General features: G+C 48.2%; 17 protein-coding genes. 14 read left to right on the forward strand and 3 right to left on the reverse strand.

Annotated features, from left to right (window positions below):
• The 6 genes from mlaE to murA are packed head-to-tail and all read left to right on the forward strand — an operon-like array spanning window position 1 to window position 3,757.
• On the forward strand, window positions 1-771 hold the full coding sequence (gene mlaE / locus VP504_RS13260) for a lipid asymmetry maintenance ABC transporter permease subunit MlaE (protein ID WP_198159443.1): 771 nt from the start codon (window positions 1-3) through the stop codon (window positions 769-771).
• A gap of 4 nt (window positions 772-775) precedes the next feature.
• Window positions 776-1,252, forward strand: coding sequence for an outer membrane lipid asymmetry maintenance protein MlaD (gene mlaD, locus VP504_RS13265; RefSeq protein WP_062705470.1), 477 nt, complete (start codon window positions 776-778; stop codon window positions 1,250-1,252).
• Window positions 1,253-1,256: 4 nt separating this feature from the next.
• Complete coding sequence (gene mlaC / locus VP504_RS13270) at window positions 1,257-1,904, forward strand: phospholipid-binding protein MlaC (protein ID WP_325891562.1); 648 nt, start codon at window positions 1,257-1,259, stop codon at window positions 1,902-1,904.
• Complete coding sequence (locus VP504_RS13275) at window positions 1,901-2,224, forward strand: STAS domain-containing protein (RefSeq protein ID WP_062705466.1); 324 nt, start codon at window positions 1,901-1,903, stop codon at window positions 2,222-2,224. The genes mlaC and VP504_RS13275 overlap by 4 nt, the downstream gene beginning before the upstream one ends.
• Before the next feature lie 2 nt (window positions 2,225-2,226).
• Window positions 2,227-2,484, forward strand: a complete 258-nt coding sequence (gene ibaG / locus VP504_RS13280; protein ID WP_325891563.1) for a BolA family iron metabolism protein IbaG — start codon at window positions 2,227-2,229, stop codon at window positions 2,482-2,484.
• Window positions 2,485-2,500: 16 nt separating this feature from the next.
• Entirely contained in the window at window positions 2,501-3,757 is a 1,257-nt protein-coding gene (gene murA, locus VP504_RS13285; protein ID WP_325891564.1) for a UDP-N-acetylglucosamine 1-carboxyvinyltransferase, read from the forward strand.
• Between the two features lie 71 nt (window positions 3,758-3,828).
• Here murA and degS read toward each other — a convergent pair whose 3' ends face one another.
• The 3 genes from degS to zapG form a co-directional block, all read right to left on the reverse strand.
• Entirely contained in the window at window positions 3,829-4,893 is a 1,065-nt protein-coding gene (degS, locus tag VP504_RS13290) for an outer membrane-stress sensor serine endopeptidase DegS (protein ID WP_062705459.1), read from the reverse strand.
• A 140-nt stretch (window positions 4,894-5,033) separates the two neighbouring features.
• Window positions 5,034-6,401, reverse strand: a complete 1,368-nt coding sequence (locus VP504_RS13295) for a Do family serine endopeptidase (RefSeq protein ID WP_062705457.1) — start codon at window positions 6,399-6,401, stop codon at window positions 5,034-5,036.
• 87 nt (window positions 6,402-6,488) lie between these two features.
• Entirely contained in the window at window positions 6,489-6,902 is a 414-nt protein-coding gene (gene zapG / locus VP504_RS13300; RefSeq protein ID WP_062705455.1) for a Z-ring associated protein ZapG, read from the reverse strand.
• 181 nt (window positions 6,903-7,083) lie between these two features.
• Here zapG and zapE point away from each other — a divergent pair, with 181 nt between their 5' ends.
• The 8 genes from zapE to sspB all read left to right on the forward strand — a co-directional run bounded on the left by zapE (window position 7,084) and on the right by sspB (window position 13,437).
• Window positions 7,084-8,187 carry a cell division protein ZapE gene (zapE, locus tag VP504_RS13305; protein WP_325891566.1) on the forward strand — a complete coding sequence of 368 codons (1,104 nt, stop codon included), beginning with the start codon at window positions 7,084-7,086 and terminating at the stop codon, window positions 8,185-8,187.
• Window positions 8,188-8,420: 233 nt separating this feature from the next.
• Window positions 8,421-8,849, forward strand: coding sequence for a 50S ribosomal protein L13 (gene rplM, locus VP504_RS13310; RefSeq protein WP_002537332.1), 429 nt, complete (start codon window positions 8,421-8,423; stop codon window positions 8,847-8,849).
• A 12-nt stretch (window positions 8,850-8,861) separates the two neighbouring features.
• The gene (gene rpsI, locus VP504_RS13315) at window positions 8,862-9,251 is read left to right on the forward strand and encodes a 30S ribosomal protein S9 (protein ID WP_002537334.1); all 390 of its coding nucleotides are present in this window, start codon (window positions 8,862-8,864) and stop codon (window positions 9,249-9,251) included.
• A 392-nt stretch (window positions 9,252-9,643) separates the two neighbouring features.
• Window positions 9,644-10,234, forward strand: coding sequence for a ubiquinol-cytochrome c reductase iron-sulfur subunit (gene petA, locus VP504_RS13320; RefSeq protein ID WP_062705451.1), 591 nt, complete (start codon window positions 9,644-9,646; stop codon window positions 10,232-10,234).
• Window positions 10,234-11,499 (forward strand): cytochrome b, encoded by a 1,266-nt coding sequence (locus VP504_RS13325; protein WP_325891567.1) that lies wholly within the window; start codon window positions 10,234-10,236, stop codon window positions 11,497-11,499. Before petA ends, VP504_RS13325 begins: the two co-directional genes overlap by 1 nt.
• Window positions 11,496-12,233, forward strand: coding sequence for a cytochrome c1 (locus VP504_RS13330; RefSeq protein WP_325891568.1), 738 nt, complete (start codon window positions 11,496-11,498; stop codon window positions 12,231-12,233). Before VP504_RS13325 ends, VP504_RS13330 begins: the two co-directional genes overlap by 4 nt.
• Before the next feature lie 86 nt (window positions 12,234-12,319).
• Entirely contained in the window at window positions 12,320-12,955 is a 636-nt protein-coding gene (gene sspA, locus VP504_RS13335) for a stringent starvation protein SspA (RefSeq protein WP_062665988.1), read from the forward strand.
• Window positions 12,955-13,437, forward strand: a complete 483-nt coding sequence (gene sspB / locus VP504_RS13340) for a ClpXP protease specificity-enhancing factor (protein WP_325891569.1) — start codon at window positions 12,955-12,957, stop codon at window positions 13,435-13,437. Before sspA ends, sspB begins: the two co-directional genes overlap by 1 nt.
• Window positions 13,438-13,709 lie beyond the last annotated feature (272 nt).

A 13,709-nucleotide genomic window follows, 5' to 3' on the forward strand; every position in this document is an offset into this window, starting at 1 on the left:
ATGGTGCAGGCGATAGGTGCTCGCGCAATGGCTGTGTCCCAAACTATGGGACGTGCGACATTTGTCTTGCTAGGTGCCCTCATTGGCAGGCCTCAGCCAAAAAAAATGTTTCCACTACTGTTAGCCCAAATTTATTCGGTTGGCGTGCGCTCACTTGCGATAATCATGGTGTCAGGGCTGTTCATCGGCATGGTGCTCAGTCTTCAAGGCTACCTTGTTCTGGCCGATTTTGGTGCAGAGAGTTCCCTTGGGCAGATGGTGGCGTTGTCGCTACTACGTGAACTTGGTCCGGTCGTGACCGCACTCTTGTTTGCGGGCCGCGCAGGCTCAGCGTTGACCGCAGAAATTGGCTTAATGAAAACGACTGAGCAGCTTTCCAGCCTTGAGATGATGGCGGTTGACCCGCTGCGCCGAGTGGTTGCACCGCGCTTTTGGGCGGGTGTCATCTCAATGCCACTTTTGGCAATGATTTTTATGATGGTGGGCATCTGGGGCGGACAGCTCGTGGGTGTTGACTGGAAAGGTATTGATTACGGTAGCTACTGGGCGGTGATGCAGTCATCCGTTGAGCTGGGTTATGACATCGGACAGTCTTTTATCAAGAGCTTGGTGTTTGCCATTACCGTAACCTGGATTGCCTTGTTTAATGGTTATGATGCGATTCCCACTTCAGAAGGGATCAGCAGAGCCACTACACGTACTGTCGTGCATTCATCTTTAGCAGTGTTGGGATTGGATTTTGTCCTCACAGCACTGATGTTTGGGAGCTAATTAAATGCAACAAAACCGAAAAACAGAATTTTGGGTAGGCACTTTTGTCATTGCGGGGATTGCAGCAGTGTTACTGCTCATTTTCCAAGTCGCTGATGTTAAGAGCTTTTCGCGATCTGAGCACTACTCGCTTGAAGCCCATTTCGATAACATTGGTGGTTTGAAAGTTCGCTCTCCGGTGAAAGTAGGCGGGGTTGTTGTGGGCCGTGTTAGTCATATTGCTTTGACGGCACCGGACTATATCCCGACGGTAACAATGGATATTGAGCGCAAATACGGCTATTTCCCGGAAACCAGTTCGGCGGCGATTTTGACGTCAGGACTTCTGGGTGAACAATACATTGGCATTCGCCCAGGGTTTCTGGATGAAGACATAGATGTCCTACAGGATGGCGATTTGCTGGAAGATACACGCTCAGCGATGGTATTAGAAGATCTTATTGGTCAGTTCCTATACAGCGTCGGTGGGTCTGAGGAGTAAAGTAATGAAAAAGTGGTTTGTTACTGTGTTTGCTGCATTGACAGTGACGTTATCATCATTTTCTTTCGCTGCAGAGATTGACGCGAAAGACCCTTACTTTTTGATTAATCGTGTGGCAGAGAATGCTTTCAGCCGTCTCAAGGCCGACAAAGATCAATTCATTCAAAACCCCGAGCTATTACGTGTCGTGGTTAAAGAAGAATTGATGCCTTACATCAATGTCCGCTATGCCGCGATGAAAGTACTGGGCCCACAGGCACGCAAAGCCAGCAAAGAAGAGCGCGATCTGTTCACTGAGGCATTTTATGATTATCTGGTTGCTTCCTATGCCCAGATCCTGACGCAATATACCGATCAGGAAATCAGTGTGGAACCAGCAAAGAAAATTGATGCCAAACGTAAAGTAGTGTCTGTTCGTGTTGATATTCTAGATAAAGCCCGTCCTCCCATTCGTCTGGATTTTGCTTTGCGCAAAAACCGTAAAACGGAAGAGTGGCAAGGTTTCGACGTACAGGTTGAAGGTGTGAGCATGCTGGATACCAAAACCAGTGAATGGAGTAGTGAACTTCGCCGCAATGGCATTGAGGAAGTGTCCAAGCAATTGATTGAACGTTCAAAAACGCCAATTACCAGAGGTGAGACCACATCGTGAGTGAAGCATTATCACTTCAGCAACTCACAAACGGGCATTACTGCTTGTCAGGAGAGCTTGATCGTGACACAGTTCCAGCATTTTGGAGCCGACGCGCCAATTGGCTGCCTTCAGACAAGCAGGTTGTACTCGATCTGTCTTCGTTGAAACGCATCGATTCGGCGGGCATGGCAATGTTGCTCCACTTGCAGCAAGAGCTCAACAACAGTCAGCAAGCGCTTTTGTTGAGTAACACTCCTTCGCAGCTTAGCGTCCTGCTGCAGTTGAGTAACGTGGAAAGTCTTTTTACTGGTGTAAGTGCATCGGTTGACGGGGAATAGTTGTGGAACCTACTGAAATCAAAGCCATATTAGAACAAGCTCTGACGCTGGATGAAATTCATGTTAAAGGTGATGGCAGTCACTTCGAAGTGATCGCGGTTGGCGATATGTTTGATGGTATGCTGCGTGTGAAAAAACAGCAGACTATCTATGGCCCACTGATGGAACACATCAGAACCAATGCAATCCATGCTCTTAGCATCAAAGCGTTGACCCCGGCAGAGTGGGCGCGCGACAAAAAACTGATGCAACCGCTATAAGTTCACGAGGAACAGCATGCAAAAATTCCGTGTCCATGGTGGAGGCCCACTGCGTGGTGAAGTCACAATTTCCGGTGCCAAGAATGCGGCACTGCCTATTTTGTTTGCCGCGCTGCTGGCTGAAGAGCCTGTAGAGGTCGCGAACGTTCCTAAATTGCGTGATATCGACACCACTATGGAGTTGTTATCACGACTGGGTGCGAAAGTATCCCGAAACGGTTCTGTTCATGTTGATGCCAGTGACATCAACGAATTTTGTGCGCCTTACGATTTGGTTAAAACCATGCGTGCATCAATCTGGGCGTTAGGGCCTTTGGTGGCTCGTTTTGGTAAAGGCGAAGTGTCGCTGCCTGGTGGCTGTGCCATTGGCGCCCGTCCGGTTGATCTCCACATTCATGGTCTGGAGCAACTGGGTGCCACCATTACTCTGGACGAAGGCTACGTGAAAGCCTATGTAGACGGTCGCCTGAAAGGTGCACACATCGTCATGGATAAGGTGAGTGTGGGCGCGACGGTGACTATCATGTCAGCAGCGACGTTGGCTGAGGGCACGACTGTGATTGAAAACGCTGCTCGTGAACCTGAGATTGTGGACTGTGCGAAGTTCCTTAATATGCTGGGTGCGAAAATCACTGGTGCGGGTACCGATGCTATCACTATCGAAGGCGTTGAGCGTTTGGGTGGCGGCTATCATGAAGTGGTTGCGGACCGAATTGAAACTGGCACCTTCTTGGTAGGCGCAGCAGTATCTGGTGGTAAAGTGAAGTGCTACAATACCTCGCCGAAACTGATGGAAGCGGTACTGGCTAAGCTGGAAGAAGCTGGCGCGCAGGTGGAAAGCGGGGATGATTGGATATCACTGGATATGACGGATCGCGAGCTGAAAGCGGTGAACATCCGTACTGCTCCGCACCCGGGGTTCCCAACCGATATGCAAGCGCAATTCACGTTACTTAACCTGATGGCAAAAGGCACAGGCATTATCACAGAAACGATTTTTGAAAACCGCTTCATGCATGTGCCTGAGTTGCAACGCATGGGTGCCCACGCTGAAATTGAAGGTAACACTGTGGTATGTGGCGATTGCGATGGCCTGAGTGGTGCTCAGGTGATGGCAACTGACCTGCGTGCTTCTGCGAGCCTTGTAATTGCTGGTGCGATTGCGAAAGGTGAAACCATCGTTGACCGTATTTATCATATCGATCGTGGTTACGAACACATCGAAGATAAGCTCAAAAAGCTGGGTGTCAGCATTGAACGTTTCAGTGACTAATAGCAATAGATGAAGAGAAGGCCACTTTAAAAGTGGCCTTTTTGTATCTGTTGAACTGGTGGGTAGTGAGCTTACTGGAGTTTCTCTTCGCCGATCGTGACAATGATATCAATGGGTTGTCCGTTTCGTATTACTCTGAAAGGTACTTTAGTCCCAGGACGGATGTCGACCACGATATCCAACGCATTCCGGACGCTGCTTATTGGCTTTTCATTGATAGCAATAATCAAGTCATTGACCTTTAGCCCAGATTTTTCTGCTGGCCCATTTGGGTCCATGCTTCCAACCATCACCCCTCTTAACTGTTCCGCATCAAGAAGCCTTGCCATCACAGGGTTCACTTCGCGTCCTTCCACACCAATGTAACCACGGATCACGCGTCCATCGGCGATCAGCTTTTGCATGATCTTTAATGTGAGTGAGTAGGGGATAGCAAAAGAAATACCATAGGTGTCTACATCGGTAGCCTGCTGAAATGAGGCCGTATTGATGCCAACCAGTTCCCCGCGACTGTTGACCAATGCGCCACCGGAGTTACCTTTGTTGATTGCCGCATCGGTTTGCAAGAAGTCCTGTTGACGATTGAAGCTCATGCCCGGGCGGCCAGTGGCCGAAATTATACCGAATGTAGTTGTTTGGCCGAGGTTGTAAGGGTTTCCGATGGCGAGCACCACATCGCCGACATTGGGCTCATAGCTGTCGTTAAAGGGAATGACCGGTAGGTTTTCCAGCTCAATCTTTAGCACGGCAAGATCAGTACGTTGATCTTTACCTACCAGTTGAGCGGTACTGATACGACCATCCTGCAGAGCCACAATGACTTGGTCTGCACGTGCAACGACATGATAGTTGGTCACGATATAGCCCTTGTCACTCATGATGACACCGGAGCCCAAGCCTTCCGCACTCAGTTGAAGTCGATTTTCGCTGCTATAGCGGCGGGTATAAATGTTAACAACGGCCGGTGAGGCACGTCGGACCGCGTAGTTATAAGAAATGAGGTTGTTGTTGGTTTCAAACGCGGGGAGAGTGGCCTCCGGTAACAGCCGAGCATTTCGCAACGATGGAATGGCAACGAGCAGCACAGCAGCGACCAGAACGCCGTACACTACAGAACGTGCTAGAAAAGCCAGCATGCAATTCCCCATAAAACCATTAAATACAAAGCACCGAGAATATCATTGAATACTCGGTATGAGTAGTTGAAGAAAGCAAATAAAAAAGAGCCTGACAGTGTCAGGCCCCTGATTTGAAACACTTTGTGTAAAGCGTTTGGTTAACGGATCACCAAGTACATGGTAGAGTCACCGCGTAGGATGTTGAGCGCTAACACGGACGGTTTGCTCTCAAGTTGCTTGCGTAAATCGCCAAGGTTCTTCACCTTGTTTCGGTTCAGGCCAACAATCACATCATCTTGCTTCAAGCCGTAACGCGCAGCGATGGAGTCTTTTTCGACACTAGAAACACGAACGCCTGACACCTTGCCTTCTTTATAGTTTTCCAGCTCAGCGCCCTTCAGCGCTTCATGCAGCGTTTCTGCATTAGCTTTGGCTAGGCTTGCTTCTTTGAGCTTGGCGGTAACTGTCTTTTCTTTACCGTCACGAATGATGCCAAGCTCCACGTCTTTACCTGCGCCGAGCGTAGCAATTTTCGCACGAAGCTCGCCAAAGCTTCGGATCTCTTTTCCGTTTACCGAAACAATAATGTCACCGGCTTCAATACCTGCTTTCTCCGCAGCCGAATCGGGTACGATCTGACTGACGAAGGCACCATGGTTGGTTTCATAACCGAACGCTTCAGCCAATTCTGAAGTTAGCTCTCCACCTTGAACCCCCAGCACGCCGCGCTTCACTTCACCGAACTCTAGGATCTGGTCGACAAGATTTTTCGCCATGTTCGCTGGAATCGCAAAGCCGATGCCAACGTTACCGCCGTTTGGCCCCAAGATAGCCGTGTTGATACCCACCAGTTCACCATTTAGGTTTACCAGAGCACCTCCCGAATTACCGCTGTTAATTGCCGCATCAGTCTGGATGAAGTTTTCAAAGTTTTCGACATTCAGACCACTGCGGCCCAGTGCTGAAATGATGCCTGAAGTGACAGTTTGGCCAAGGCCAAACGGGTTGCCAATCGCAATGGCAAAATCGCCAACACGCAGTGCATCAGAGTCAGCCAGTTTGATTGCGGTGAGGTCTTCCGACTTCTCAAGTTTCAAAAGCGCAACGTCAGACATGCCGTCGCTGCCGATTAGCTCAGCATCGTACTCGCGGCCGTCGTGCAACTGAACGCGGATTTTGTTAGCACCATCGATCACATGATGGTTAGTGATTACGTACCCTTTGTCTGCGTCAATGATGACACCCGATCCCAAGCCACGGAATGGACGTTCTCTGACTTGCTCAGAAGGCATGTCCGGGCCAAAGAAGAAACGGAAAGATTCAGGAATGCGTTGTTTTGATGTGTGGCTGCCTTCCACCGCAATACTGACTACCGCCGGGCTGACGGCTTCGAGCATGGGCGCGAGGCTTGGCAGACTCTCACCAGCAACTGCGTTTGGTAACGCAGCAGTTGTTGGCAAGGCTGTCATGGTTGTACTAACGGCGAGTGCAATCGCACTCATAGCAAGCAAAGACTTCTTTTTCATAAACACACTCCCCTCTATAGGTACGTTTTAAGAGTGGGGGTAGGTCAAAAAAGTTCAATGCCCCATAAAGTGATATTTGTGATCGAGTTAACTCGCCTTGCTGGTTTCTTTCTGATCTTTGAGCAAGCCTGATGCGCCATCAGAATAATCACGGGGCGGTTCTTGAGAAGATGACGACTCTTCAGTGACTTCAGAAATTTTGCTGATACGTTTTGCGAATGGATTATCTTGCTCCGGCAGGTTTGGCATCAGCTCGGCGGATGTATTCGCCATATGTTGATAAAGCTTGCTGTAATCACGGGAAATATTGTCAAGTAATTCAGCGCTTTGTGCGAAGTGATCGACCAACTCTTGTCGGTACTGCTCCAATTCGTAGCGCGACTTTTCCAGTTCTTTTTTCAAGTCTTTTTGTTGAGAGTTATCACGCATTGTCAGACGGGCAATAATGAAGCCAATGACAATACCAATGATCACAAATACCAGTGTGTTGATCCAAGCCATAAGTGCTCCTTAACTTATTCCAACGGGTTGGATAAATTGCAGTTTTTTTGCCGATGAGATGGCGACGAAAAGAAAACTGCAAACCCCTTAATGCTCTTGGTTTACTATACATGCCAAGATAGACGCATGGTACTATTGATTTTGAGAACGCCACGGGTGCAAGTGAGAGCTAGGTTCAAGGATGACACCACTAGAGCAATACCATAACGACTTACAAAGACCGGATTTTTTTGAAGATGCTTCCCAACGAAATGCCGTAGAGAAGCTAGAAGATGTTTATCACCGTTTGGTAGCGAGGGCGAATGCGCCCGTCAAGAAGCCGGGCTTTTTAGAATCCCTATTCAAGAAAAAAATGCCGGTCAAAGTACCTGAGAAAGGCCTCTACTTTTGGGGAGGCGTAGGCCGCGGGAAAACCTATCTCGTCGATACATTCTTTGAAAGCCTGCCATTTGATAAAAAATTGCGAATGCACTTTCACCGTTTTATGCATCGTGTTCATCATGAGTTGGCACTACTTGATGGCGAACAGGACCCTTTGAAAAAAATTGCTGATAAGCTCGCCGACGAGGCTCGTATCCTCTGTTTCGATGAATTTTTCGTTTCAGACATAACAGATGCAATGATCTTAGGGACGCTGATGGAGGCTTTGTTTGAGCGTGGGATCTGTCTGGTCGCGACGTCAAATATTGTGCCGGATGAGCTATATCGCAATGGTTTGCAACGCGCCCGTTTCCTGCCCGCGATCGCCTTAATTAATCAACATTGTGAAGTCGTGAATGTTGATGCTGGCACCGATTATCGCTTGCGGACTCTCGAGCAGGCGGAGATCTTTCATTTTCCTTTAGATACCGCTGCAGGTCAGAATCTCAAAGAATATTTTTATAAGCTCGCGACTGAACCATGTTATGAATCCTTTGAAATTGAAATCAACAATCGAAAGCTGATCGCTGAGCGGGAAGCGGAAGGCATAGTTCAGTTTGAATTTACTACCTTGTGTGATAGCCCGCGCAGTCAGTCAGACTATATAGAGATAGCCCGTCTTTACCACACGGTTTTACTGGCAAACGTACCGCAAATGGGCCTATCAAAGGATGATGCTGCGCGTCGATTTATTGCGATGGTTGATGAATTCTACGAAAGACACGTGAAACTTATCATTTCGGCTGAAGTTACCTTGAATTCACTGTACACAGATGGGCGCTTGTCATTCGAATTCAAGCGCTGCATTTCGCGTTTGAAGGAGATGCAAAGCCATGATTACTTGGCTTTGGAGCATCTTCCATGACCAGCCTTGCGGTAATAACAGTATTGATAAAAATCTAATGGAGAAAAAGTCAGGACTTTTTTTGAAAAAAAGGTGATTTTTTCTCCACCCTTCCTTATAATCCTGCGACCCACCGTTACTGTTGAAAGGCTTCGGCCGAGGGAACCACCACTCGAAGGGGTGCTGAATGGGCTCTTAACAGTGGGAGCGAGAGCTCCTTAAGTGAAATCTAAATTTATCGGGTAATTATTAGCATGAAAACATTCGTTGCTAAACCAGAAACTGTAAAACGCGACTGGTACATTGTAGACGCAGAAGGTAAAACTCTGGGTCGTATCGCAACTGAAATCGCATCTCGTCTGCGTGGTAAGCATAAGCCGGAGTACACTCCGCACGTTGACACTGGTGACTACATCGTAGTTATCAACGCGGAAAAAGTTAAAGTAACTGGCGCGAAAACTACTGACAAGATGTACTACCACCACTCTGGTTTCATGGGTGGCATCAAGTCAATTAGCTTCGACAAACTGATCGCTAAGAAACCAGAAATGGTTATCGAGCTTGCTGTTAAAGGTATGCTACCACGCGGTCCTCTAGGTCGTGCAATGTACCGTAAACTGAAAGTTTACGCGGGCGCAGAGCACAAGCACGCGGCACAACAACCGCAAGTACTGGACATCTAAGGGGACTTCAAAATGGCAGAACAATACTACGGCACAGGTCGTCGCAAAAGCTCCGCAGCTCGTGTATTCATCAAGCCGGGCAGCGGCAACATCGTAATCAACAAGCGTTCTCTGGAAACCTATTTCGGTCGTCCAACCGCTCGCATGGTTGTTATGCAACCTCTTGAGCTGGTAGAGATGACTGAGAAGCTGGACCTGTACATCACCGTTGCTGGTGGTGGTATCTCTGGTCAAGCAGGTGCGATCCGCCACGGTATCACCCGTGCGCTGATGGAGTACGATGAGACTCTGCGTCCTGCTCTGCGTGCAGCTGGATTCGTTACTCGTGACGCACGTCGCGTTGAACGTAAGAAAGTTGGTCTGCGTAAAGCACGTCGTCGTCCACAATTCTCTAAGCGTTAATTCGCTTCCGGATTATCCGGGAATTCTGGTTCAAAAAGCCTGGCTTATGCCGGGCTTTTTATTATTTTCACTCAGGCATTTTCCCGCTCCGTCAACGCACGAACTGTGCGCTTGTCCCCAATTTCCTCATTTTAATATTTCCTCAAATTTTTTCTTTTTTGGCAGTTAGTTAAAAAAACGGTGTATACCTCACATTTGTTACAAAAAGGTAGCTTTATCTTGTCAAAAAGTGGGGTTTTCCTTATCATTTAGGCGACGTATTAATGGGTTTTTGTTGGATAAACCACCCGTTTCTACCTGAGAAAAATACTTAATTTGAGTTAGCCGTACGCTCCAAGGACGCATAAGGAAAGTTATAAGAATCCATGCGGGAGCACATGGGAGAATGTTGGATGAGCAATGCGCCAGTGAATTCCGGCCGACGCCGTTTCCTGACTCTGTCAACCGCTGTGGTTGGTGGTGTGGGTGCAGCAGCAGTCGCTGTACCTTTTATCAAGTCATGGAACCCTAGCGCCAAAGCTAAGGCTGCCGGTGCCCCGGTCGAAGTCGATATTAGCAAAATTGAAGAAGGTCAATTAGTCAGGGTGATTTGGCAGGGCAAGCCGGTCTGGATTGTTCGCCGTGGAGAACAAACGCTGGAAACGTTGAATGAGATTGGTGATCAACTACGTGACCCAGAATCTCTTGAACCACAGCAGCCTGAGTATATTGTTAATACTTACCGTTCAGTAAAACCAGAAATTTTTGTCGCAGTTGGTTTATGTACCCATTTGGGTTGTTCACCAACTTACTTGCCTGATAGCTTTGGCGAGCAAGTAGAAGGCGTCTCCTCCGGTTTCTTCTGCCCTTGTCACGGCTCCAAGTTTGATATGGCTGGTCGTGTATTCAAGAGTGTGCCAGCGCCACTTAATCTGGTTGTTCCACCTTATACGTACCTTAACGATAACCGCATTTTGGTTGGCGCAGATGAGGGGACAGCGTAATGGAAAACTTGCTTAACTGGTTTGAGAAACGCCTTCCAGCGATAAATGCTTACAAAAAGCATTTGTCTGAATACCCAATGCCGAAAAACTTTAACTTCTGGTACCTGTTTGGCTCTTTAGCCATGCTGGTACTAGTAAACCAGCTATTGACTGGCATTTGGTTGACCATGAGCTATAACCCTTCTGCGGAAGGTGCTTTTGCGTCTATTGAATACATCATGCGTGATGTAGAGTACGGGTGGCTGCTTCGTTATATGCACTCCACAGGTGCTTCTGCGTTCTTTGTCGTGGTTTATCTCCACATGTTCCGTGGTCTGATTTATGGTTCATACCAGAAACCACGTGAATTGCTGTGGATTTTCGGGATGCTTATCTTCCTGGCACTGATGGCTGAAGCCTTCATGGGTTACTTACTGCCATGGGGTCAGATGTCTTACTGGGGCGCACAGGTAATCATTTCCCTGTTTGGCGCGATTCCGGTTATCGGTGATGATCTGACACTTTGGATTCGTGGTGACTACGTACTGTCGGGTGCGACGCTGAACCGCTTCTTTGCACTCCACGTTGTCGCTCTACCTATCGTTATTTTGTTGCTGGTTGTACTACATATTCTAGCACTGCACGAAGTAGGCTCAAACAACCCTGACGGTATTGAAACCAAACTGCCAAAAGGCACAAAAGGTGAGGGTTACGAAACCCAGTTCCCATTCCATGAGTACTACACCAAAAAGTACGACATCATCGATTCTGTGCCTTTCCACCCTTATGGCACGGTGAAGGATCTGATTGGTGTGGGTCTGTTCGGTATCTTGTTTGCGTACGTTATATTCTTCAACCCTGAGATGGGCGGTTACTTCCTTGAGCCACCTAACTTCGAAGCAGCTAACCCGCTGAAGACACCTGAGCACATCGCGCCAGTGTGGTACTTCACTCCGTTCTACGCCATCCTCCGTGCAGTTCCTGATAAACTGCTGGGGGTTGTAATGATGGGTCTCTCCATCGCGGTTCTGTTCCTTTTGCCTTGGCTGGATCGCTGTAAGGTACGTTCTTACCGCTACCGCAGCAAAATCCATTTGGCAAACATTGCGCAATTCACTGTTTCTTTCATTGCGTTGGGTATTCTTGGGGCGCTGCCTGCAACCCCGACTTATACCTTGTTGGCACAGATCTTTAGCTTTGGTTACTTCATGTTCTTCGTAGCGCTGTTCTTCTACAGCAAAAACGAGGCGACGAAACCATTACCGGAGAGGGTGAACTACAAATGAAGAAGTGGATTGTAATTCTGTTCGCACTGTTACCTTCTCTGGTGATGGCAGCTGGTGCTAAGGTTCCACTGGACGCTGCGAACAATGACTTGTCTGACAAGGCATCATTACAAAATGGTGCGAAACTGTTCATGAACTACTGTTTTGGCTGTCACGCTACTCAGTATCAGCGCTATGAGCGTATTGCAGAAGATCTGGATATCCCTAAAGAACTGATGCTGGAAAACCTGGTATTTGACAGTAATGCAAAAATCGGTGATTTAGTGACTAACGCGATGACCGCAGAAGATGGTGCTACCTTCTTTGGTGGTCCAGCTCCAGACCTAACGCTCGTTGCGCGAGTTCGTGGTACAGATTGGATTTACACCTACCTGCGTTCTTTTTACCGAGACGATTCTCGTCCGTTTGGCGTGAACAACTCAGTATTCCCAAGTGTGGGTATGCCTCATGTGCTTGAAGAGCTTCAAGGCACGCCAGTCAAGCAGTACAAAACTGTGATGGTAGATGGTGAGCAAGTTCAGGAATTCATGGGGATCGAATCTCTGGGTAATGGTGAACTGAGTCCTGAAGAGTACGATGATGCAGTTCGTGATTTGGTGAACTTCCTTGAGTACTCGGGTGAGCCTAACAAGCTTGAGCGTCAGCAAATGGGTTACTGGGTGATTGGCTTCATCGTCATTTTCCTCATCCTTGCTGTACTGCTCAAGAAAGAGTATTGGCGTGACGTTCACTGATCGGTTAATCTAGTGAGTTGCTGATCCACAATGGGAGCAGGTGCTCCCATTGTTTTTTCTATAGATGAAACATTCTGGAGGGGTTAATGGCTGTTGCTGCCAATAAACGCTCGGTGATGACGTTGTATTCAGACGCATCAGACATGTATAGCCATCAGGTTCGCATCGTTCTGGCAGAGAAAGGTGTGACATACGAGATTGAGCTCGTTGATCCAACTAACCTGCCAGAGGATTTACTCGATCTGAATCCGTATAACTCGGTACCGACTCTGGTTGACCGTGAATTGGCGTTGTATAACGCGAATATCATCATGGAATACCTGGATGAGCGTTTCCCACATCCACCGCTGATGCCGGTTTACCCGGTAGCTCGTGGTAACAGTCGTCTGATGATGTACCGTATCGAACGTAACTGGTACACACTGGCTGAGAAAATTGAAAAAGGCAATGCAGAAGAAGCTGACAAAGCACGCCGTCAACTGCGTGAAGAGCTGCTGGCTCTAGCTCCTGTGTTTGCTGAGTACCCGTTCTTCATGAGCGAAGAGTTTAGCTTGGTTGATTGCTATCTGGCTCCGCTACTTTGGCGTTTGCCGGTAATGGGCATCGAATTGAGTGGTCCTGGCGCTAAAGAAGTGAAAACTTACATGGCGCGCGTGTTTGAACGTGATTCTTTCCTGGCTTCTTTGACTGAAGCTGAGCGTGAGATGCGACTGGCGCAATAATGAGCGACATCAACCTCAAGCCTCGACGCCCGTATCTCTTGCGGGCGTTTTACGACTGGTTACTCGACAACGATCTAACACCACATCTGGTTGTTGATGCGACTATGCCATACGTGAACGTACCGTTTGAGTATGTCCAAGATGGTCAGATCGTGTTGAACGTTGCCCCCCGTGCTGTAGGCAACCTAGAACTGGGTAACGACGAAGTCAGCTTCAATGCGCGATTCGGTGGCAGACCAATGCTGGTCACTGTGCCTATGTATGCTGTGATGGCAATTTACGCGCGGGAAAATGGCGCCGGTACCATGTTCGATCCAGAACCAGCATACGATGATGAGCTGGAACGCATCGAAGCGGAACCGGAACTCAATGCTGTAGAAGAAGTGCAGCAAGAAATTGAGAATGTTGTGGATACTGAGGGGCCAACTTCAGAGCCAGAGCAGAAACCGAAAGGTCGTCCGACACTAACCGTCGTCAAATGAAAAAAGCAGCCTAGGCTGCTTTTTTCATGTCTGAACCTAGGGGATGTTGACCTTTGGTGGTTGAATTTTGTTCTAGCCCTAAGCGTTTTAGGCGCGGCGAGGTTTGTGCCGCCTAGTCATTCTAAGCAAATACACCTCAACAAAGCATAAAACGCTTAGGGCATAACCCCTAGGGCAGCGTTTGTTGGGATTTTCTCCTGCGTTATCGGCTTCTCATGTAGGCTAGCTACACGTCGAAGCCTCTACCTCGAATAAAATCCCAACAAACTGCT

The sequence above is a fragment of the Grimontia sp. NTOU-MAR1 genome (genome assembly GCF_035758505.1).
Lineage (GTDB): Bacteria > Pseudomonadota > Gammaproteobacteria > Enterobacterales > Vibrionaceae > Enterovibrio > Enterovibrio marinus.